At 40.7% G+C, this 22,212-nt stretch carries 16 protein-coding genes; 7 read left to right on the forward strand and 9 right to left on the reverse strand.

Annotated elements, in window-relative coordinates; genetic code table 11:
* Positions 1-44: 44 nt before the first annotated feature.
* Positions 45-1,991, forward strand: a complete 1,947-nt coding sequence (locus MHM87_RS04800; protein WP_239257904.1) for an acyltransferase family protein — start codon at positions 45-47, stop codon at positions 1,989-1,991.
* A 356-nt stretch (positions 1,992-2,347) separates the two neighbouring features.
* Here MHM87_RS04800 and MHM87_RS04805 read toward each other — a convergent pair whose 3' ends face one another.
* Genes MHM87_RS04805 through MHM87_RS04815 form a run of 3 tightly spaced genes read right to left on the reverse strand, consistent with a single transcriptional unit; the run spans position 2,348 to position 5,800 of the window.
* Positions 2,348-3,391 carry a hypothetical protein gene (locus MHM87_RS04805; protein ID WP_239257905.1) on the reverse strand — a complete coding sequence of 348 codons (1,044 nt, stop codon included), beginning with the start codon at positions 3,389-3,391 and terminating at the stop codon, positions 2,348-2,350.
* Positions 3,388-4,440, reverse strand: coding sequence for a hypothetical protein (locus MHM87_RS04810; RefSeq protein WP_239257906.1), 1,053 nt, complete (start codon positions 4,438-4,440; stop codon positions 3,388-3,390). Before MHM87_RS04810 ends, MHM87_RS04805 begins: the two co-directional genes overlap by 4 nt.
* Before the next feature lies 1 nt (position 4,441).
* Positions 4,442-5,800: an MBOAT family O-acyltransferase gene (locus tag MHM87_RS04815; RefSeq protein ID WP_239257907.1), complete on the reverse strand. Its 1,359-nt coding sequence runs from the start codon at positions 5,798-5,800 to the stop codon at positions 4,442-4,444.
* Between the two features lie 202 nt (positions 5,801-6,002).
* Between MHM87_RS04815 and MHM87_RS04820 the strand changes: the two genes are divergently transcribed.
* The 6 genes from MHM87_RS04820 to MHM87_RS04845 all read left to right on the forward strand — a co-directional run bounded on the left by MHM87_RS04820 (position 6,003) and on the right by MHM87_RS04845 (position 15,686).
* Entirely contained in the window at positions 6,003-8,555 is a 2,553-nt protein-coding gene (locus tag MHM87_RS04820) for a PHP domain-containing protein (protein ID WP_239257908.1), read from the forward strand.
* A gap of 731 nt (positions 8,556-9,286) precedes the next feature.
* The gene (locus tag MHM87_RS04825) at positions 9,287-10,975 is read left to right on the forward strand and encodes a hypothetical protein (RefSeq protein WP_239257909.1); all 1,689 of its coding nucleotides are present in this window, start codon (positions 9,287-9,289) and stop codon (positions 10,973-10,975) included.
* A 248-nt stretch (positions 10,976-11,223) separates the two neighbouring features.
* Positions 11,224-11,757 carry a hypothetical protein gene (locus MHM87_RS04830; RefSeq protein ID WP_239257910.1) on the forward strand — a complete coding sequence of 178 codons (534 nt, stop codon included), beginning with the start codon at positions 11,224-11,226 and terminating at the stop codon, positions 11,755-11,757.
* Positions 11,754-13,631 (forward strand): acyltransferase family protein, encoded by a 1,878-nt coding sequence (locus tag MHM87_RS04835; protein ID WP_239257911.1) that lies wholly within the window; start codon positions 11,754-11,756, stop codon positions 13,629-13,631. Before MHM87_RS04830 ends, MHM87_RS04835 begins: the two co-directional genes overlap by 4 nt.
* A 17-nt stretch (positions 13,632-13,648) precedes the next feature.
* Positions 13,649-14,800, forward strand: coding sequence for a glycosyltransferase (locus MHM87_RS04840; protein ID WP_239257912.1), 1,152 nt, complete (start codon positions 13,649-13,651; stop codon positions 14,798-14,800).
* Between the two features lie 25 nt (positions 14,801-14,825).
* Positions 14,826-15,686 carry a hypothetical protein gene (locus MHM87_RS04845; protein WP_239257913.1) on the forward strand — a complete coding sequence of 287 codons (861 nt, stop codon included), beginning with the start codon at positions 14,826-14,828 and terminating at the stop codon, positions 15,684-15,686.
* Here the strand turns inward: MHM87_RS04845 and MHM87_RS04850 are convergent.
* Genes MHM87_RS04850 through MHM87_RS04875 form a run of 6 tightly spaced genes read right to left on the reverse strand, consistent with a single transcriptional unit; the run spans position 15,683 to position 22,149 of the window.
* The gene (locus MHM87_RS04850) at positions 15,683-16,699 is read right to left on the reverse strand and encodes an acyltransferase (protein WP_239257914.1); all 1,017 of its coding nucleotides are present in this window, start codon (positions 16,697-16,699) and stop codon (positions 15,683-15,685) included. The genes MHM87_RS04845 and MHM87_RS04850 overlap by 4 nt on opposite strands.
* Positions 16,699-17,373 carry a GDSL-type esterase/lipase family protein gene (locus MHM87_RS04855; RefSeq protein ID WP_239257915.1) on the reverse strand — a complete coding sequence of 225 codons (675 nt, stop codon included), beginning with the start codon at positions 17,371-17,373 and terminating at the stop codon, positions 16,699-16,701. Before MHM87_RS04855 ends, MHM87_RS04850 begins: the two co-directional genes overlap by 1 nt.
* Positions 17,366-18,844 (reverse strand): lipopolysaccharide biosynthesis protein, encoded by a 1,479-nt coding sequence (locus tag MHM87_RS04860; protein WP_239257916.1) that lies wholly within the window; start codon positions 18,842-18,844, stop codon positions 17,366-17,368. Before MHM87_RS04860 ends, MHM87_RS04855 begins: the two co-directional genes overlap by 8 nt.
* Complete coding sequence (locus tag MHM87_RS04865; protein ID WP_239257917.1) at positions 18,844-19,734, reverse strand: glycosyltransferase family 2 protein; 891 nt, start codon at positions 19,732-19,734, stop codon at positions 18,844-18,846. The genes MHM87_RS04860 and MHM87_RS04865 overlap by 1 nt, the downstream gene beginning before the upstream one ends.
* 2 nt (positions 19,735-19,736) lie before the next feature.
* Positions 19,737-20,822: a glycosyltransferase family 4 protein gene (locus MHM87_RS04870; protein WP_343213313.1), complete on the reverse strand. Its 1,086-nt coding sequence runs from the start codon at positions 20,820-20,822 to the stop codon at positions 19,737-19,739.
* Positions 20,797-22,149, reverse strand: a complete 1,353-nt coding sequence (locus tag MHM87_RS04875; protein ID WP_239257918.1) for a putative O-glycosylation ligase, exosortase A system-associated — start codon at positions 22,147-22,149, stop codon at positions 20,797-20,799. The genes MHM87_RS04870 and MHM87_RS04875 overlap by 26 nt, the downstream gene beginning before the upstream one ends.
* Positions 22,150-22,212 lie beyond the last annotated feature (63 nt).

The following is a 22,212-nucleotide window of genomic DNA, read 5'->3' on the forward strand; positions in this document are numbered from 1 at the left end:
ATACAAAGTCCATCATTACTTATAGAAACAAAACAGGAATTAAATTGAAGTACCGAGCTGAAATAGATGGTTTACGCGCCATCGCGGTAATACCGGTTATTCTTTTTCACGCTGGACTACATACATTCAGCGGAGGGTTTGTAGGCGTTGATGTTTTCTTTGTAATTAGCGGCTATCTCATTACTACCATCATTCTTTCAGAAAAAGACAAAAACTGTTTTAGCATAGTCAATTTTTACGAGCGCAGAGCAAGGCGTATTTTACCCGCCATTTTTTTTGTGATTGCACTCAGTCTTCCATTTGCTTACTTCTTACTCCTTCCTGAAGACCTTAAAGATTTTTCGCAAAGTTTAATGTCAATCGCGTTATTTTCATCGAACATTCTTTTTTGGCAGGAAACTGGCTACTGGGGCACTGAGAATGAGCTAAAACCCATGTTGCACACATGGAGCCTGGCCGTAGAAGAACAATATTATGTCGTTTTTCCATTACTACTTGCCGCTTTAGGTAGGTTCAGACAAGTGCTTCTATTGCCCATGTTGCTAGCATTAATAGCGCTAAGTTTTTTTGCTAGTATCATTCTGACCGAAAAAGCGCCAAGTGCGAACTTTTTTCTTCTACCAACACGGGCATGGGAGCTGGGAATTGGTGCCATTATTGCGTATGTGTGTCTATACCACTCATCAAACATAAACAAAACCATTAAGCCAATAATCGCTCAATTATTTAGTATTGTTGGGTTATTTCTGATAGCACTTAGCGTTTTTGGCTTCAATGAGTCCACGCCGTTTCCTGGTATTTACGCCCTTGTCCCCACACTGGGGACCGCTTTGATAATTTTGTGTGCGTCACCCAAGAACGCAGTCGGAAAGCTGTTAAGTTCTCGCGTGCTGGTGGGAATTGGACTTATTAGTTACAGCGCTTACCTTTGGCACCAGCCACTTTTCGCATTTGCGCGACATTACAGTTTAAAAGGTTTATCTATTAACGTCTATCTGGCGCTATCAATGTTGAGCTTAGTTCTAGCATATCTCACATGGAAATATGTGGAGGTACCTTTTAGGAGTCGCGCTAGGGTCAAAAGGCAAAAGGTTTTTCTGTTTGCCGTTATTGGTACATCGCTCCTACTGTTGATTGGAACTGCAGGCCATATAACCTTCGGTTTTACAACCAAACCTAATGAGTCCACCGAAAAGTTCTTCGAAGCTAAAAACCGGCTAGCACCTAATACAGGGTTAAATGAAGAATGCGAAGGTACTTTTACTTTAACAAGTAAATGTAGAACAGGTAATAAACCAATTGTTGTACTTTGGGGCGATTCGTACGCAATGCACTTGGCCGGTGCTATTCAGTTTCCATCTCAAGATATAGGGATGATCCAATTTACAAAATCTACATGTGGTCCTTTTTTAGGCATTGCTCCGTTTAACGCAAAATACTCGCAAACATGGGCTCAGAGCTGCATTACGTTTAACAAAAAAGTGGCTGAGTGGTTAAAGAACAACAGAACAGTAAAACATGTAGTAATGGCATCACCCTTCGAAAAATATTTAGATGAAGGCAATAGTTTGCTTTTTGAAAACGGTAACGTTGTAAGAGCAAACAAACAAAAAGCATTAGAAGCATTTCAATCAACGTTAGCGTTTATAGAGCGGTTAGGCATTAAGCCAATCATTGTCGCCCCACCTCCCTCAGATGGCAGTAACCTGGGCAGGTGTTTAGCCAAAGCCAGTCACCGAAACCTACCTCTTTCTGTTTGCGATTACAAAGTTGAAGAGATCGCAAAAAAGAAAGTTCAGGCCTACGAATTTTTGTCTGAATTAGAAACGCAATATAAAGTAATTAGGCTTGACGACTACCTATGTAAAGAGAACATATGTATCACTTCACTCAATAACAAGTGGCTTTACAGAGATAGTGGCCACCTCTCAAAAGAAGGGTCCCATGCATTAGGCAAGCATTTAAACTTCTATCAATTATTGATTGACTAGCAGCGTTGGCAGATAGGCATCAATGTTTAGTCACCTTTATCATTGCCTCCTTAAATATCGGGGTAAGATACTTATTACCAAATTCGCTTAAATGATTATCGTCAAAGTAAAGCGGCCCCCGTTTTCAGAGCCTTTACAAGCGCCTTCTGTGCAGAGCATCTTTTCTATGTTAAGAACATGAGCATTACATTGTCTTGCACTTTCATTGATTAGTTTGATTGCATAAGCATTCCGCTCTAAGTGGGCCGATAATGGAACAGAGTAATCACTAAAGTCTCGATAAATGAGCCCTTCAATAGTTTTTTATGTTATTTGTACCACTCATTACAATTACTATCGCCTATTACATGTGTTAATTAGTAAGAATCTTCGCCATTATTAAGCTCATGAACCGAGTAACAGTTTTTGTTTTCCAATATACACGCGAGCTCTCCCCCGACAAACTCAGACATTAATCTTGCTCCCTCGGCATTGAGATGCCCAAGATCATTAAAGTAAGCGGGGTTTTGATAAAACTGAAAATCCGGATAAATCATATCTTCCCAGTTCTCTATGTAGATATTTCTAAGTGGAAATTCTTTAGTTCCATAATCAGGCAAATACAAGTAAAAAACATCAACACCCTTTTGGGCAGCTAAATTTTGAATGCGTTTAACATAGGTATTGTTAGCATTAAAAAATAGCAGCGATTTCAAGTCTGAAACTTCGTTGTATTTGTAAGGTGCCGCCCTGTTTTCATTTTGTCGCTCTTCATCAAGTTTTTGCTTGCCTGGAGAGAGTGGTCTGGTTCGATCGTCAGGAAAATCCAACGCATAGTTTTTGTGGTTAGGCACCGCGCTCGCGTCTTTTTCAAACTCAAATGGAGACAACCACGGAAATAATGAGTTTAGCGCTACTTTAAAGTTACGGCTTGGTTGACGAATTAAATTTCCGGCATAACGCAAGTTCACCAAAAGTGGCGCATAAATTAGCGAAGATGAGTCAGCTATGTAATGCGTGCCCGGGTGCATATCTCTTGCTTCCGACTCTCTTACTTCTAATATTATGGCCTGCGGCTTGTGTTCAGATAACAGCATATCTATAAGGGTGTAGTGCATATCTCTGCCAAGGTGTGGAATTGCAAAGTTTACCACATGGCGCTTTGTGTTAGCGTTATCGTTTAAACGGCGCTGCACTAATTCACTGTCTATACCGTTTAATGTATGAGAAGTGCCAATAAAAGCAATATCGATGGGCGTGTTGCTGAAGTGCGCACGTTCGTAAATCCATTTAGCCTTTGCATAAACACCTATATCAAGCAGCTGATAGCGAACATATTTATTGTGCGGTAAAAAGAAAAACAACATTAAACATGTGATGGCAGTAAATAACGCCACCTGCCAAAACCGAGCCAGTGTCATGGCGCTACCTCTTTCGTTGTTATACGTGCTATTTCTTGAGCAATAGCACGTTGGCCTGCTGCGCCAATGTGCCCATTGTAATCATAAAAATAAATAGGTTGTTCTTGGGCAGCAGCTTTCAAAGCAGGAAGCGTATCTATAACGGTTATACCAACGTGTTTAAGCTGGCTCTTCAAATAGCTGCTGAGTGTTTTTTCTAGTTGAATACTGTGCTGCCATGCTCTAACTGCTGCATTTTCGTCATTGTTGTCATCATGGCGCTCTGACGTATCATTCTTAGGAATATAGGCTTGCAGTACAGCGGCTTTGGTGGGTATTAGCACCACTGTTAGTTTCACCCTTTTAGAAGCACTCACTATATTTTCAAGCAACTGCTCAACACCTTGCTTTACGTTTGGTCTATTGATGTCTAAAAGCGTATCTCTTGCGCCAACTAGAATAGACGTGCAAGTTTTTAAATTACATAACTCTAACGTTACTTGCTTTGCTGTATTTAGGGAAAGGGAAGTTTTAACTTTGCGCACTATATCGCCTGGCCAATGATAAAATAGCCAGTTAAACAAGAAGCTATTTGCTTCCATCCATGTTTTAAAATCAGCTTCTAATGGTTGATATTCATTTGTTGAATAAGGCGCTGCATCATCGCCAAGAAATACTCCCCAAAGAACATGCTTTGCGCCTAATTCGTTAATCGCTTTACCAGTGAGTGCCTTGTACTGCTGGCTCCCGTAACCGCCTATTGCCATATTGTATACTGACTTAGAAAGCTCGCCCTCCAACTGAGCAGGCCAACTGTCTCCTCGCGGGGTGATAATGCTATAGGTTTGAGAGTCTCCTATGGCCACTATCGGTATTTTCTTGAACTCGCGATTTCTAAAACCTAAAGCGTCGTGGCCCGATGCATTTGGTGCTATCGCGTATTGCAACTCTGCGTCTGCAATAAAGCTGGGACGCAGCAGATCCACTCTATGGTAAAAAATGCGTAACGTTCCTTCGAAAAGAAATATTGGCGCAATTATTACAACAACACTAATCCATGCTTTTTTCATATTAGAAATTGAAGTAGATAAAAACCGTAGGCTCAGGCATAAACATAATAGCTAGCCCGATGCTTAAGCCAATAAGCAATGCGCTTATACGGCTTACCTGTATTGCGCTCCAACGTGCTGATATTTGTTCATCTGCAGTCTCTGGTCCCTGATAATTAAGCAACTGGCTAACATTTGGCAATGCAAATACGACGAACAAACCTATTGCAATAAAAACCCAGTGATACAGTTGAGCAAACTTATTAGGTTCTGTACCTGATAAAGCAAACATGCCGCTCAGCACGTTAAACGCCCCTTCAATTGATACTGCTCTAAAAAACACCCACGCGCAAACCACAGCAAAGAAAGTAATCGCTACACTTACCGCTTTTGGCATGGCGCGGGTAACCCCTAAAAAGCGGAAAAAATGATTAATAATAAGGTAAAGCCCGTGCAGTGCGCCCCATATGATAAAGCCCCACCCTGCACCGTGCCACAAACCACCAAGCAGCATGGTGATGAACAAGTTCACATACTTCAATAATTTGCCTTTGCGATTGCCGCCAAGCGCAATGTAAAGGTAGTCTCTTAAAAACGTAGAAAGGGTGATATGCCATCGACGCCAAAACTCCACAATAGAGGGCGCTTTGTAAGGTGAGAAAAAATTTAAGGGTAGCTTTACGCCAAACATGAACGCTAACCCTATTGCCATTTCGGAATACGCTGAAAAATCAAAATACAGCTGTAATGTATACCCTAGTGAACCAGACCAGCTATCAGCCAACGATAATGCAAAACCTTTGTCTGCATGATTAAAAACAGGGTTGGCAATTTTGGCAAAGTTGTCAGCAAGAATAATCTTCTTAAAAACGCCTACAACCAGCCATACAAGACCAATATTAAACAAGCTCCAGTTGAATGGCTTTTTATGTATAGCCTCTATCTGGGGCATTACCTGACTGTGATGTACTATCGGCCCCGCGATAAGTTGCGGGAAAAAAGTAACAAATAACGCATAATCTTTTAGGCGATAAGCCGTATTTCGATAACGGAATGTATCAACAAGAAAAGCGATTTGCTGAAAAGTATAAAACGAGATGCCAACAGGCAAAACGTGTTGGCTGAACGAAAGCTGAGTATCCAGAAGTCCATTTAAAACCTGGGTTCCAAAAAAAGCATATTTGTAATAGCCAATAACACCCAGATTGAATGTTACGCCAACAGTAAGTAGCCACCTCCCAGTGCCCTGTGGTAATCGTAACAGCCAGCGCGCAATAAAAAAATTTACTAGCACGGAACTTACAATAATGTAAGCGTGCTCCCAATTTGGCAGTAAATAAAAAACGAGTGATGCGGTGAGTAACACGGCAACTTGCGACACCCACCCTCTTTTAATTGTGAGCCAGAAAAATATGACAAACGTGAGCGGCAGGAAAACAAACAGGAAACTAAATGTAGGGAAGAGCATTCCGTTTACTCTAAATAAATCACTTCGATAATATTGTGATAAGCTAACGTAAACCGTTACCTGAGTAAAGCGGCAACACTTACCCGTCCGCAGTCAGCACATAAGAGCACGTTTCATGAAATGGGTGTCTAAGCTAATTAAAAAACTACTTATCCGCTTTGGGGTTATTGCGATTATTTGCGTATTACTTTTTTCACTAACACCTATTGTCGCGCCAAAAGGAAACGTGTCTCCACAGCAAGTCCAAAGTGCAAAAAACGTGGTGAAAAAAGTGTGGGAGCAGTTGGCTTCAAATCAAACACAAGCTAAATTCACACTCAACCAAGAAGAGCTTAACGATTTAACCGCTATTGCAGGGCATACACTAAAAGGCTCGTCTTTTGCTATTAATGTAAGCAGTTTCGGGGTGAATATTGCCAGCAGCTTACGTATTCCCATATTGTCCAACGCGCTTTTTATCAACGGCTATTGCCTTTATGGCAACGAGCTTTCCGGTTTTGCTATGGTTGGGTGTAAACTTGGTAAAGTGCCTATCCCTGCTTTTATCGCAGAGCTAATACTAAACGCTGGGTTGTGGTTAGTTTTTGGCGATGAAATAAAGCAGAATGTGAACGCACTTATTGCCTCTGCAAAACCAAATGGCGATACCATTTCATTTGATGCAAAGAAGAGCGCCAATTTTAAAGATGCTGTTAAAGCTTCTTTATCAACCGCATCTCAACTTGCTAGTGCCGTGACCCCATCTCAAACGGCTAAGCCAGTGCTTGTAAAAGCTTACATCGATCATATTCTTGCAACGTCGCAAACTAATAAATCATTAAGCTTCTTCATAGGCCAAGTTTTTGCAAAAGCCCAGCTAGCGTCGTTAGATGGCGCCGACCCCGTTGAGGAAAACCGCGCTGCCCTATGGGCGCTTGCTATTGTTTTTGGCAGCGAGCGTTTTGCCGTTCTATCAGATATCGATATATCAATTAATGCCAATTATAGAGCTGTTACAACCTTAAATGGGAGAGGAGATTTAAGCCTTCACTTCTTGTATTCTTCAATACTAGAACAAGTCGGAAAAGAAAATATCGGGCTAAGCATAGGTGAATTAAAAGAGCTGCTTGATTCTAACGAAGGGGGCAGCGGCTATAGTTTCGCTGACTTAGCAGCCGACAAAGCGGGTATGGCATTTTCCAAGTTCGTTACCAGCAACGATGAATCAGCAATTTACGCACAGGACTTGCTGGCATACCAAACAAAAGAAGAACTGTTTTTACCTGCTATTCACGATTTACCAGAGGGCTTTCGAGGCGAGGAATTTAATGAGATAATTGGTTACGTTGGCTCGAGTGTTTATAACGAAATCGAGTCGCGAATAGATAAACGAATTATATCACTACCACTGTATTCTTCGGGTGAAAACAAGCGCCGTTTAAGTAATGAAAAACACCATATTCCCAAACAAAATATAAACGGTAGCTATGCAAACGGTATTTGGCTAAATATAGATACGCATATCCATACTCGCTATTCTGATGGAAACAAAAGCGTATCTGAAATAGCAGAAAGAGCAAGCCAATTTGGTTGCGATGCCATTGCTATTACTGACCATGGCGACTACAACTTGAAAGACGTTGCCTCAACAACCTATTTTGATGATATTACACAGGTAAACGACCTATATCCTCATCTAACAGTAATGCCAGGGTTGGAATGGAATGTCCCCCCTTTTATGGGGCGAGAACACGCTACCGTGTTGCTACCAGAATCTCCAGATTTGCAAACAAACCTTGAGGAATTCAAATCTCGTTTCGATAGTTACGGTAGACGAAAAAAAGAGCAGCTTTCGATATCATCCGCAGCCGAGTGGCTAAACAATATTGGGCATTACGGAACAGTTAACCCCGTGGTCATTTATAACCATCCAAACAGAAAAGACGTTTTGCAAAATGAGAATACCTATGACTTGGCTGAGTGGATGGATAGAAGCGATAGCTTTATTGGTTTTGCTGGCGCTCCCGGTCATCAGAAAATGGCTGGCACAAATAACGGGGCCTATTCATTCCGACAAAAAACGATTCATAGGTGGGATCCAGCAGTTCAACCCGGCAATACGTGGGACACCTTACTACAACAAGGATATGATGTATGGGGAGCTCGCGCAGGTTCAGACTTTCATAGCACTGATGGAGACTATTGGCCGTGTGAGTTTTCCACAACCCATTTATTTAGCCGTTCAAACAGTCACAACGACATATTACAGGCCCTTAGAAGTGGAAACACTTGGGCACAGCATGGAAAGTTTGTTAACCAGCTAAATTTTTATATAAAAATACCTGATAAGACAGCCACAATGGGCGAGACTGTCGCTGTAGACGCTAAAGACGCCATTGAAATTAATGCGTTAATAACGTTAAACGAAAAAGATTGGCAAGGGTATTCCGCTAGGCTAGATGAGCTTGAACTTATAATCATTGAACAAAATGATATACAGGTTGTTCCGTTTGAGCCTGCTCTTTTGAAGTCAGAAGTTGTAGGGCAACTTACACAGCTTCACATGCAATACCGCTACAGAACGCAATCAAAAAACACTGTCTTTAGGTTAAGAGGCAGGAGTATTCAACCTGAACAGCATCACTATATGTTTTACTCAAATCCGATAAGAGTGATGCCACTTGATTAAATCAAAGTCATGAAAATTTTAGCTTAAACTTCACTTTCTTTTTTAAGCAAGCAATTGTTAAGAGAAGTTATTTTTAGTTATATATTAAATTGTAAAGCGACATGGTTCGCTATTACAAACAAAAACATCAAATGATGAATGGTTAACTAAAGAGCTAGCATAATGCAGATAGGAGCCCCTCTCTTTGTTAATTGTGCGATTGTGCAGCGTAGAAGAGACTAATAGAGTAAGAGTGTTCGCCAAGCCTAAGCAATATCTAATTTTCCATTTAATTTTATATCATTTATTTGTAAGCTTAGGAGAATAAAATTACAAACGGACTTACTTTATCAATGTCAGCCAGCAAGTACGGCACACAGTTGTTTGAATTCACATTTACTTTTTTATTTTTTCTTGTGTCTTTTACGAGTTTTGTTCTGTGGCCACTTCAAAATATTGGCATTTCTTTTTATGAATTTACTCTAATATTTCCAGTTATCACTTTAGCTTCTTTGTTCCTGATTTTTCCCTTTAAGTTATACCTTTTTCGCTGCTCATTGATGTATTCTGCTCCATCAAGCCCTCATGTTAAAGCTTGCACAAAAAGCCCCTTATTTGGGCTTGCTTTAGTTACTTTTACTTTTGTTCTAGTCAGTATACTTTTGAAGCTCGATGAAAGTTTTAGTTATGCTTGGCTACTTGGTGCTTTCGGTTGTTCAGGGCTTTTGTTTTTTACTGAAAAAAAAATAAAAGTGCAGGAATTAAAAACTAAGGAAATGCCCCCCGCCCACGTATTTGCGCTTTCGGTAACGAGCGCAACACTCATCCTTCTATATTTATTAAGTACCGCCACCAATGCCGACGATACCCATTTTGTGTCTTACATTGCAGGGCTACTAAAGCACCCAGACGCGCCACTTTTTTCTGTTGATGTGATTTTTAATCAGTCGCTTCCAAACCACATATTCTCGCTAAACCTTGGGCAGAGCTGGGAACTAATCATTGCCACTATGTCGTATTACACTGGCACCAATCACCTCTTTTGGTACTACACCCTAGCCCCTTGTGTATTAATAGCGTTCGTGCCATGGGTAACGTACGCCTTTATTAGCCAGTTGTCTCCTCGATATGCACTTATCGGCACCCTCTTCTCATTGTGTTTTTTAGTGTTGTGGTCCACTCACAACCACATGCATGGCTTTTTCTTTATCCCCAGATTTTTTCAAGGTAAGGCGTTGCTTTTAATGTTGTTTGTTCCACTTACATGCTATTTGGTGTTTTTGTGGTGCAGAACAAATCTCCTTCGTTACTTGCTGGCAACTGGTACAGCCATGATCGCGTGTGGCGGTGTATCTAGCACAGGTTTCTACATAAGCGGGATAGCTGCAGGTGTATCAGTTCTCGCCTTTAGCTCTTGGCGAATTCAAACAGTAATTAAAAATCTCACTTTACTCGCCATCGTGAGTTTACCCAACTTAACAATGTTAATTGTGGTAAAAAATGCCATCGCAAATGTTGAAGCATATTCGCCCACTCTTTCAATTGAAGGTCTGAACTATTTAAGCAACAACCTCTCATATCTTAACCAAATTCCCCTATCCGAACCTGTGAAGCGCCCAATTTCTTCAATGTATTGGCTTTTTGGTGATCATTACTCGTTATTTATTATATTGGTCTTACTCTTTAGCGCTCTTTTGTTCACCTACACGTCGAAAAGCTCAACACGCCAGCTGTCTCTTCGCTGGCTATGTCTTATTTTTATACTGTGCTTTAGTCATCCTTTAGCAAGCTTCTTAGGTAGTACCGTTGGCCCTGGAAATTTAATTTGGCGTTTCCATTGGAGTATTCCGTTGTCTCTAGTCCTCGGAGTAAGTGCAGCACTTATAATTCAACATTCCAGCGCATTCTTTAATTTTATATTTTCTTCTGACTTAATCGCCAAAAAATATGCAAAAGTGCTTTCATATACGGTACTTCTTGGCATTACCGCCCTCATGATGGTTTTAAACAGTGGTTTACTTCAACAAAAGTACTCCACGAGAGTTTCGCCGCAAAAAGTGCCTTCTTATGCCATGAATGCCGCAAGCGAAGCGGTAAAAATGACGTCGCCGAATGACATTATTATTGCATCTTATCTTGTCGCACAAATGCTACCCATGCTGCCGAGAGAGGCGACATTGATAGCATCGAGACCCTTGTATTGGCAACAACCTTATTTCACTTCAGACGAGACTATGTTTAGGAAACAGCTTCAGGCTCTCACAGACAACATTCAACTGCTAACTCCTGAACAGCTTAATGATTACAAAACGTCGCTCAAGTTAGCTGGTGTTACGGTACTAATTACAACACCTTTATCTAAAGAAACTGAGGAACTTCTTTCACTGAAAGCATTGCGTTCGCTAGAAGCCTATACAATTTATAAAGTAACGGAATATTAAAAGTTATGTCGTATGTTCAAGCGCTTAAGTCTGCAATACGGTCACCTTCCATTCTTTGCACAAAAAAGCATGTTTTTCTGCTGAGCCACATGCGTGCAAATACTAGTTTAGTGGGGCATGTACTGGGTAGTCATCCTCAAATAAACGGATACTATGAGATGCACATAGGATACTACAGTGAAAGGAGTTTGTTGCGTCAAAAAATGTTGTACTGCCAACATCACAGTCTTAAAAAACATAGTAATTACATGTTCGACAAGTTGCTTCACAATGAACATCACATTAGTGACATCATCCTCGAACATCCAAATACTCTGCTCATAATGGGTATTCGGGCGCCGGAATACACTATTCCAAGCATAGTATCACTGTATAAAAAAGCGCACCCTGAGCATGAGTTTACGCAACCTCAAAAGGCAGCTGCCTATTATTGTCAACGTTTAAACTTACTAGCAAAAATCGCATTGATGGGTACCGTCACCTATCTGTATTTTGATGCTGATGCAGTTAAAGTGACCCCTTCGTCTACACTCAATACCTTTTCAAAATTTCTTGAACTGCAAACTCCGCTATCACCACAATATGAAAAAATGCGCAACACAGGTAAGGCAAAAGCGGGAGACTCGTCAAGTTCCTTAATGAAAGGGGAGATAATTCAATCACAACTCACGTCAACTAACTTGCCTTACCAGCGCTCAGAGTTTTTTAAAGAATGTGAGAAAACTTATCAAAATGTGCGCAGCATTTTGATAGCGAACGCGAAAGAAAGCGTAATTTTATGACATCCTTTCACCTCCCCCATTACAGGCACGACATAACTGGTTTAAGAGCCATTGCCGCGCTAGCAATTCTCATATTCCATATTGACCCACGATTTAGTGGTGGTTTTATAGGGGTCGATATTTTTTTTGTTATTTCGGGCTATTTAATAACTCGCAATATATGGCCTGCACTAGCAAATAAAAACTTCGAATTTTCTTCATTTTATGCAAAACGTTTCAGAAGGCTGTTTCCTGCCTATGCATCTGTGTTGGCGTGTAGCTTCATAGCAATTGTATTTTTTGGTTTAAATACCGAAATTACACACTTTGGCGTAAGCGCAATTAGTTCACTATTTTACATTTCTAATATCTATTTCTATTCTGTAAGTGATTATTTCGCACCACAAATGCAGCTTAACCCGTTGCTACATACTTGGTCTTTATCCGTCGAAGAGCAGTTTTACCTAGTATTTCCAGCTTTTCTTTTAGTTTGCTCCAAATTAAAAAATAAAGGCGTTCATCTTTTCCTAGCAGTAGCAGCAGTCTCTTTTTTGCTTAGTCAGCTTTTGCTCGAACACTTTCCCTCAGCATCTTTTTACATGTCTCCAAGCCGCTTTTGGCAATTTATGGCAGGAGGTATACTAGCCATTGTGCATTTTAAAATTTCTAGTGCTATCGGTGCGGCGATAATTGCCTTTTCAAGTTATTTAATTTTGTTTCTATGCTTTGTGTTTTTCACAGAGCAGACTGTGTTCCCAGGTTTTTATGCACTGTTCCCGACTATTGCTACTATGGGGCTATTACTCTCAGGTAACACACAAAATAGCTTAACGTGGTTGCTTTCAAACCCATTATGCAGATTTTTTGGAAACATTTCGTACTCTCTCTATTTAGTTCACTGGCCAATCATCGTTTTCTACAAACTTCTTATTTCACCAACGCTTACTGCAAGCGATAAAATTATACTGTTTGGCGCTTCTGTCTGTTTAGGCTACCTCAATTGGTTGCTCGTGGAGCAAAAATGTCTAAAAATATCTTTAGAAAATCGTAACAAGCAAACTGCTTGGGTAGCTGGGTGCAGCATGACCGTCCTTTCATTCCCTCTAATTTTAGCTGCCTACACCACGTTTTTTCATTCTAAATCTCAAACAAACATGGATTCATGGCTGAATTACGATATGCAAGCGCGTGCTGGTCAATGCTTCATTACTTCCGCTTCACTTAGAAAAGAAGAGCAATTCAACGAAACGTTGTGCGCACCAGAAGAACAAGATACTTCACCAAAAATATTGTTAATGGGCGATAGTCATTCTGCTCAGTACTACTCCGCCCTCAAAAAGCTTCTACCTAGCCACGATGTTCATCAGTATACTGCTACCGGCTGCCGCCCTGTATATGACATAGATAACGAAGAATATTGTTATCAAATAATGGCTAAAGCTTACAGCCGCTTACAAAGTGATAAACAGTACGACGCAGTCATCATCGCAGGCCGCTGGTGGGACGTCGATGTACCAAAGATAGACCGTTCACTCCATGCAATTAAGCCTTATGCAGCTAACTTATTTCTTATTGGGCCGGTACCCGAATACAAACAGGCATTGCCGAAGCTCCTTAGTCGCTTTGGTGAAAAAAGTAAAACCATTGACAAAGTAAGTAAGCTCTCTGAGCGAAGAAAAATAGAAGATAAACTGGCTTCGCTCGCTAAAAAGCACAACGTTAATTACGTTTCTGTGATTGATGCTATGTGCAGCAATGACCAATGTATAAAAACCCTTGGTGCAAACGAGCCGATTCAATTTGATTATGGGCATCTTACTCATAATGGTGCAATGTACGTTTTGCAAAAAACATTATTTGCTCAGCAAAATCAACAGAAGATAAAATTACAGTGATACCAAAAGAAATTATATTGATTGACATGGTTAGTCATAGTGAGATGCACCTTCCATTTAACGAAGGGTATGTAAAAGCTGTGTCGTTAGCTTTTCCTTCAAGGCGCATCGTGTTTGCAGCATGTAGTGGACATGTTAAAAACCTCAAAAGAACGATAGAGCACCTTCCAAATGTTGAATTTAAAGTTGTTCCTCAATTTGATGAATTGCTTGAAGGCCACTCTCACCACCATCCTATTTATGGAAGAAAGGCAGCAAAATTCTACACAAACTGGATCAAAGAGAATTTTGACCTCGAAAATATCGGCCTGATCACGATACTTGGCGCCAGAGCACCAATGATTAATGTGATGAAACGTTTTTGGAAGAAAATGCCTGGCGAATGCCATTATCTGCAGCACAATCAACTTGGTATAAGTATGGATTGGCGATCGCGAAATCCTATAGAGCGGTACTTCGACTATATTTCTGTGCTTAAACGGGGCCTCCCAAAAAATCAAAAGTTAATTGTTTTGGAGCTAGGCCTTGACGAAGTTATTGTTGATATAGCACCTGCTATGAAGGGCTCCGTGGAAGTTATTGAACACCCTGTACTTCAAACTGAATGGTTACCACCAACAAGCCCAAACTTAGAGGGCCCAATAAAAGTAGCCTTTCTGGGCCACTGCGGGCGCGGTAAAGGGTTCGATACCTTTTGCGATATTGCCAAAAAATTCAGTAGCTCAAGATTGGAGTTTTATGCAATTGGTAAGGAAAATTCATCTCAAGCCGCTGACTTCGACACAAGTTCTCTCTGCATAGCACCGAGTAAAACACATTTGGCAAGAGAGAAATTTGTAGAACTTCTTCGACAAATAGATCTGGTCTGCCTTCCTTTGCCATCCTCAGTTTCTTACGTATCAAGTGGTAGTATTATAGATGCTTTTGCGGCGGCAAAGCCTTTAATAACGTCAACTAACCAGTCGCATAGAGCAATCAAAGAAAAGTACGGTGAATTTGGAGTATTAGCATCAGAGAAAACTGATTTTTATGACTTTTTTGAGGAACTAGCCAATAACCCGGAGCGCGCTTTAGAATACTATGAGAAGTGGAAAGAAACCACTATCAAAATAAGAGAAAGTAGATCTGAGTCTTCTATAGCCTGTCTTTTCACTAGACTAATGAAATGAAATTTACAGCAGCCGAGAGAACTGAATGAGCGTACTTCGTATTCCTACAAGAATAAAATTTTTCCCAAATTTTATGAAAGATTACTTTTCAAGGAAAAGAGTAATCTCCGCGTATCAATCAAACAACAAAGCTGTTATACGCCTCTGCTTTTTTAGCTGTGAATCTTACTTTTCGTACCTCTACTGTTCATGCCATAGCCTTAAAGACGTTTTACACGATATAGATTTTAAAGTATTCATTTTCAGTGACAATGAAATGCCACTTACAGAAAAACAAATTAACGCTCTCAAGGAATTAATACCCCAAACAGAGGTACTTTCGTGGCCTAAAAGTATGGGCTGGGGGAAGGAGCAAATTAGTAACATATGGAAAGCGTACAGTTATGTAGCTAAAACAGCCTCACCTCAAGATATAATTGCTCGCGTAGACTCAGATGTATTTTTCTTCAACGACAGAATTTTTAAGTATGTGCTTGCAAGTGACGCCGATTTGATAGGCGATGGTCACTTTGTCGAGTTTAAATATGTGCAGGGAGGATGCTATTTTTTTAAAGCTTCAGCGGTGACTCACATATCAAATAATATAGAAAAGTATGGCATCGAATGTATGTTAAAAGATTGCCCTATAGAAGTAGAGGATGTAGCAGCCGACCATATGGCGAAAAAATTGCATTTACATGTCAATCAAACTTGGTTTATGGCTTTTCCCCAAGAGATTATCAACGCTGGTGGAATTAAGCGTTGGATACAGTTTAAATTCAGTTGCGCTCACTTTGTCATGAAAAACAAAGATAAAATGCTCGATGCATACAGAGATTACGTTGTAACCAAACCTGAGTATAACTCAATGCTAGAGGAAATTAATAAAGCTAACGAGCCGGTTTAATCATTACTGTTTTTTATAAACATTCTTATTTTCTCGACAGGCCCATGTATGCAAAAAACAGTGAGCTGACCGAATATAAGCATAAATGGTATTGAAACAATGGCGAAAACCTCACTTCGCTTCGTAAGCTCTAAACCCAATCTTGCTGCGCCGTAGAATACAAGCACACCCACCGTCCAATGAATTAAATAGATGGGATAGCTCAGGTCTCCCATTCGCTTGTCGAAGGCCTTTAGCTGCCTATTACTTATTTTGACATGCGTTAACACCGCTAACAGAATACAGTTAATAACAAAATTTAGATAAAACCCGTAAGTCAGGCCTGTACCGTTTTTATAGTGCCAATACCAATTAAAAATAACTAGTGCATATAACAGAATGGCTACATCGAGGCGTGCCATGCGGCCTAAAACGCGTTTTATTTGTGCGTTGTAGTGGTACATAAGAGCGCCAGTTGCAAAAGGCAGCGAAGCTGCAGCCGGGTGAAAATACCCGTAATCCCACCATGGTAAATCAGTAATCAAAATTGCTATGGTGTACACCAGCCCTAGGCCAAACCACCCCCAAGTTCTAGCTGGTGTTTTTGACAATCCTAAACCGATCAATGCGTAGTAAATAATTTCAACGGTAAGCGCCCAGGACGGAGGCACTAAAGCAGGAGATTTATGGTCGAAGTTCATTAAAAATATATTCGACAGCGTATTAAAAGTACCGTCGGGCCAGCGAAGGTTAAAGATTACTGCCCTAGTTGCATCTTCCCCTAAAGCAAAAATAGTCACAATACTTAGAAGGCAAGCCGCGATATAAAGGGGGTAAATTCGAAGAGCACGTGCAATAGCGTATTTCTTTACTCCTTGCCCATCATACCCATAATTTTGCTGCATAATATAGGTCATTAAATAACCGCTCAAACAAAAAAAGGTAAAGACAGCATATTCACCGAACCCTGGCCAGCCTGCTAGATGTAAAAACACCACCATAAACGCTAATAAAAGTCTGTATGTTCCAAACACTAATAGTTCCTGCAGTCGTTCATTGTCATTGATACATAAGGCTGTATTTGTTGCTTTAGTGCGTTAACTAATACTTCGTACCCCTCGTTGTTTAAATGTAAGCCGTCTCGGCTATACTCCGATAGAAGTTTTTTCTCTGAACTCAATAAATGGTTAGCGCTTGCAAACTTAATATTTTCTCGCTTAGCAATGTTTCGGAGCAGCATGTTCAAGCTATCTATATACGCGGCGTCATCCTCGTTCTCTGTGTACATTACCTCTAAAACAACGGGCGCTTTACCTCTCTTTTTTGCAAGAGTGACTAATTTATCTAAAGCCCTAGCGGCGTCCTCTGGTGAGTCACCTGATATACGGTTTATACCAGCCATAACAACTACTACACAGTGGTTATCATTTGCTACTTGATCTCGATATTGAGTAAATACCTGACGCGCTTGATAGCCATCAACGGCAATATTTCTCAACTGCCAAGGCATTAACGACCAAACACTTGCCCAATCACTATATCTAGCAAGATGAGAGTCGCCCATCATAAGCACGATTGGCTGAGAAAGATGTAGAGATAAATAATTCATGACTGCACGCTTTGCATTATCGATATTGAGAATTAAAACAGCCGCGACGACAGCACCAATAATCAATAAGCATGTGGTTATTAAAGCGTTTTTAAGCATGTTTGACACCTATCCTTTGTTTCAGCATAGTGAAAAGGCTTTGGGCTTTTTGCCACCAAAACTGCCATGTAGAATCGAAGAGTGCACATAAAGGAAGGAGAACACACAGGGCAATACCATAGGCTGTAGCACCAATGACTATGTTACCTAGCAGTGCCACAAGCGTTAGTTCATCGAAATGATAGCCATATTCTAATACTCCCCACATTATTGAAGCTGAGACGACAGGCAATAACAAAACGCTTCCCATCTTTTTAAGAGACAAACCAATAGTCAAATGAGCAAAACAAACAATACTAAAGAATGCTAGAAACGCCCCCCCCCCTCTAACCCAAGCAAACTCTGCTATGTCTTTAAATGTTAGAGTCCAGAAAGCAATTAAGAGGAGGGCTATTCCGATGGTGTCGCTAAACAAGCTAAGCTGTGTTTTATTGAGATAGTCGAAAAGATTGTTAGTAATGGCTGTTAACGGATAGGGAAGCATTACTAGAGTTAGCGCCGCCATAACAGGCGCTGTATCTGCCCACTTAGGCCCTAAAATCACTTCACAAAATTGGGGCGCAACAAACCAAATACCTACAATACATGGCATTACAAAACCATAAACAAGTCCGAAATATTTATAGGTTTTATCGAATAGCTCTTGTTTTTTATCTTTAAACTGTGCCAGTGCGGGGAACATAGCCGTTGAAGCGGGCGTTATCACCTCTGCAAGTGGTAAAACTGCAAACTCTAGACCAATGCTATATTTCCCCACTGCGCTATTATCAAATAAACGCCCCACTAAAAATGTATCTAGCTTGTTCCGTGAATAGCCCAATATTGCACGTGCCATTATTTTACTGGAAAAAGACAATTGTCCGGGGGCTATTTGAAAATTAAGTTTTGGGCGATAAGAACATATAACGTACGAGCCCGTGCAGTAAACTAAAGCATTACATACACCGCCAGCCACCAATGCCCAATAGTTTTGAAGCCAAAACGCAAATACAAGCATTACTGCAGTAGAAACAAGCTTAGCTGTTAATAACAAAGCAGAAATGCGTTTGTAGTCCAACGCTTTTTCAAACTGCACTAAACCTATATTGTTGAGTGCAGAAAAAATACCAGAGCAGGCCACCACCACAATAATAAGCTGTATATCTGGTGCATTCATAAAATCGGCTAAAAGACCAGAGGTGAGAATAAGTATAACAATTAGCACTATCTTAAGCAGTAAAGATAAAGTCCAACTGGTATCCATAGCGCGTTTATTTAGGTGGGTTTGAGAAATTAAATACCTGTTAATTCCAATGTCGGTAAGAGTCTCAAAAAAACCTATACAAATAGTAGCAAGGGCTACCAATCCGAATGCAGACGGGTCTAGTAATCGAACAAGAATGAGTGTACTGCCAATTCCTATGAAACGAACACCCCACTTGCCAAACAAATTCCAAAAGTAAGCTATTGTCAGCTTTTTTTGAATGCTCATTACTTACCGCTAGCGTTTGAAATTACTTTAGACGTACGATTATCTAAAAAATTGTTTAACCGACTATCTGTGCGAATATGATTGAGAGAATGAAAAGTGTACAAGGCTTCGATATTATCAGGCAATGATGCAAATTCATCATTTTCCAAGGTTAAATACTCTTTAATACAGCACTGTTGAAGATGCCTCAAGCTGTAGCGCTGTAGCCTTCGCCAATACATACGGACATTTTTAAACGAATTAGGCACAAGACGGTGGTAACCGAAGCGCGCGTTCTCGACCCCCACAAGTAAACCGTGCTTCACTCCTTTGCTAAGCTTAAAGTCACATTGTGCAGCCCAAGCTAACAAGCTGTCATCGCCTATTAAGCCAACAGGAAGAGTAAATTGGGTTTGTTTTAGCTTTTGATGAAACAAGGGCGTAATTGCGTAGAAATTACCACTTAACGCCCTGCCCTGTAGCGTATTTTTAGTTATTATTTCGCTATAGCGTCCTATAGGCTCGGGTATGGCAGCAAGTAAATAGGCATTCGGGTTTCTAATTGCAGCGTCAATTATTGCAGAGAAACTTTCAGGGTTAACTGTACAGTCGCCATCTACAAATATTATCAAACTGTCTTCAAACTGCACTCGCTCATAAAGTGCAACATTCCACGCGTTCGACTTGTCGCCTAGGGCAATATGTACCGCATCGTAAGCATCGTTTTTTGTACTACAAAACTTATCAATAATGATGTCTGAGTTGTCTGTACTGCCGTTATTAACAATATGCACGCGACTTAGAATTTCACTGGGTAACTGGCCTAAGGCCGACTCTATACTTACCAAGCAAGTGTCTATAAATTCTGCCTCATTGTGTGCAACAACACACACCTCAACATGCCGGATCATAATTAACTTTTTCCTGTTCGACCGAGAGCGTCTAACATCTTTTCCCACAACATTAGCGTGACTTCTGGGGTAAAATCAGCGGCACGCTTAAAAGATTTGTCGGAGTAATATCGCCTCTCGTCTGCACTACCTATCATTACAGCAAGCTGTTTAGATAAAGCGTCTATATTACCAACTGGCACCACTTTGCCGTGGTCATTACCCACTATCTCTGCTGGTCCCATTGCGCAATCAAAAACGATAACGGGTATTCCATGTGTCATCGCCTCAACAATAGTTAACCCGAACCCTTCGTAACGTGAGCTACATACAAATATGCCGCTATCTAAATAGCAATTAGCCATATTTTCTGAAGGCCCATCTATTTGTATACTACTGTCGTTTGCCGCTAAAGAGACAATATCTGATTTTGCACTCCCGTTAGGTCCCACTATTCGTAAAATCCATCCTTTTCGCTGCTGCGCTGATAACATCCGCCATGCTTTAACCAGATAATCAAAGCCTTTCTGTTCGGTATAGCGCCCTGCGGCTAAGACTACCGGTACATTGTTGTATGGGTTGCTAGCGGGCTTTGGCAATGCGCAAGGGTTTGGAAATACGACTAAGGGTGACTTACATTGGAATTTTTTTAACCAGGTGACTCTATCTTGCTCAGTAAGCACAACTATTTTATCTGCAAACATTGACGCTAAGCGCCTAGCAAACCAGCGACTTCCGAAGCGCGTCTCTATGCTTGCATTAAAGTGTTCCCAAATAACATTGTGACAAGATAAGCCAACGCTTGCTGGCAAACTTAATAATGCCATTTGCGAGTCTGAAGAAATAACAACATCAGGGTGAGTTTTCTTTAAGTCATCTCTTAACGCTTTTATCTTTTGCGGCAGAGTTTTTATCATGCTTTTAACGCTGTTCCCTAAAAACACTATATCTACGTTGGAGCAAACAGGAAAAGCGGGTTCAAAGTCAGTTCGCTGCACTGAAATTAAAGTTACGCTATGTCTAAGAGCTAGCTGGTTGCAAAGCTGTATTGTTACTCTCTCAGTTCCGCCCATGGCAGTATAGTCATGTATTAATATGGCGATTTTCATTTGCAAACCTAGCTGGTTGTACCGTTTTAATTCTGGCTAGTGCCCGCTCTTGCTCATCTTTTTTTACTGCTGCAGCTAAAGCCACTGTCATACCAACAAGGGCAAAAAACAAGTCATTATATGCTGAGCTCAATGCTGCGCCCGTGGTTAAGAATGCGATCAAAGAGAGTCTTATCATTTCGGCCAAGTTTACTTGCCAGAAGACGCTACTCGTTTTTGCAATAATGCCTAGCGTTTTTAAACTGATCAATATCATAAAACCGTACCACATAGCCCCAAGAAAACCATGGTCTGCCAGCACTTGGAAATAAATACTGTGCGCAACGAATACGGTGTCGCCAACGTTCAGCGTTGCGCTTGGGATCCATGACAAAGTATCCCATTCAGCAATAAGGCTATTAATTGTGCTTATGTTAGTAAATGTGGAGTCAAACCCTCCACCAAAAAATGGATGACGAATAGCCATAAGCATGGCTAACTTCCATGATTTAAGTCGCCCCTGGAACGACCCATCTTCATTTGCATCGCCAATGGTTTCCATTCGGTTGAACCATTCGTCAGACAAAATAGCTAACGCGACCAGCCCACCCAATGACATAAAGAAACCATCTCGCATTTTGTTTTTCGATTTCACCCAATATGCTAAGCAAAATACCGCGAGCCCTAGAAACGCGCCGCGTGAGTCGGTGCCTAAAACAAACATTACATTTAAAAACGCTAAGCCATATAGACCGTTCCTAAAATAAAAATTCTCTTTGTATTGGCGAGCTAAAAAAATGGCTACCGGAATGCACATCAGTGAAGCCAGCGCAGATAGATTGTTGTCATTGAAAGCAGGTGTTAACCCAAAAATATTGTGGCCGCCAAAAGATACTATAAATTTTGCCCCCTCGATCATGGCTAATGCACCAAAAGACAGCGTAATTCCCCACGCAACTGCTTCAAAGTGAATTTCCTTTCGAATTACCACGGCGATAAAGAAAAATAATAGTAACGTGCGCCAAAATAAATCAAACCGAAACCAGACATAGGGGCCATAACCGTTGTTGAGCATAGAGCTAATAACACAATGCACAAAGAAAATCACAGCAAGAATGAAAATTCCGTTACTAGGTGGTTTCTTATTGCACTTATTAATTGCAAAACTGGCAATAGTAACTGCCGCGAACAAAAAGTTCCAACGCACAGATGTTGATATCCCCCCATAAGCCCATAGAAATGGGGGGACTAATGCAGACCATATCCAAAAAGATATTGAAAGAAACGGCTTTCTAATGGCCGCATAGAGTAATAGTGGAAGGATTAAGACTAATAGATAATCGCGCATTTTAGTCCTTATCTTTATTATCTAACTTGATGGCTTTCACCGTAAGATAAACAAGGAGCGCTA

It is taken from the genome of Alteromonas sp. Cnat3-28 (assembly GCF_022348265.1).
GTDB classification, from domain to species: Bacteria; Pseudomonadota; Gammaproteobacteria; order Enterobacterales; family Alteromonadaceae; genus Alteromonas; species Alteromonas macleodii.

Excerpts from the sequence above, each read along its gene's own strand:
- MHM87_RS04875 (WP_239257918.1), bottom strand. The coding sequence starts at position 22,149 with ATGCGCGATTATCTATTAGTCTTAATCCTTCCACTATTACTCTATGCG.
- MHM87_RS04820 (WP_239257908.1), top strand. The coding sequence starts at position 6,003 with ATGAAATGGGTGTCTAAGCTAATTAAAAAACTACTTATCCGCTTTGGG.
- MHM87_RS04805 (WP_239257905.1), bottom strand. The coding sequence starts at position 3,391 with ATGACACTGGCTCGGTTTTGGCAGGTGGCGTTATTTACTGCCATCACA.
- MHM87_RS04810 (WP_239257906.1), bottom strand. The coding sequence starts at position 4,440 with ATGAAAAAAGCATGGATTAGTGTTGTTGTAATAATTGCGCCAATATTT.
- MHM87_RS04860 (WP_239257916.1), bottom strand. The coding sequence starts at position 18,844 with ATGAGCATTCAAAAAAAGCTGACAATAGCTTACTTTTGGAATTTGTTT.
- MHM87_RS04835 (WP_239257911.1), top strand. The coding sequence starts at position 11,754 with ATGACATCCTTTCACCTCCCCCATTACAGGCACGACATAACTGGTTTA.
- MHM87_RS04830 (WP_239257910.1), top strand. The coding sequence starts at position 11,224 with ATGTTCGACAAGTTGCTTCACAATGAACATCACATTAGTGACATCATC.
- MHM87_RS04865 (WP_239257917.1), bottom strand. The coding sequence starts at position 19,734 with ATGATCCGGCATGTTGAGGTGTGTGTTGTTGCACACAATGAGGCAGAA.
- MHM87_RS04870 (WP_343213313.1), bottom strand. The coding sequence starts at position 20,822 with ATGAAAATCGCCATATTAATACATGACTATACTGCCATGGGCGGAACT.
- MHM87_RS04855 (WP_239257915.1), bottom strand. The coding sequence starts at position 17,373 with ATGCTTAAAAACGCTTTAATAACCACATGCTTATTGATTATTGGTGCT.
- MHM87_RS04845 (WP_239257913.1), top strand. The coding sequence starts at position 14,826 with ATGAGCGTACTTCGTATTCCTACAAGAATAAAATTTTTCCCAAATTTT.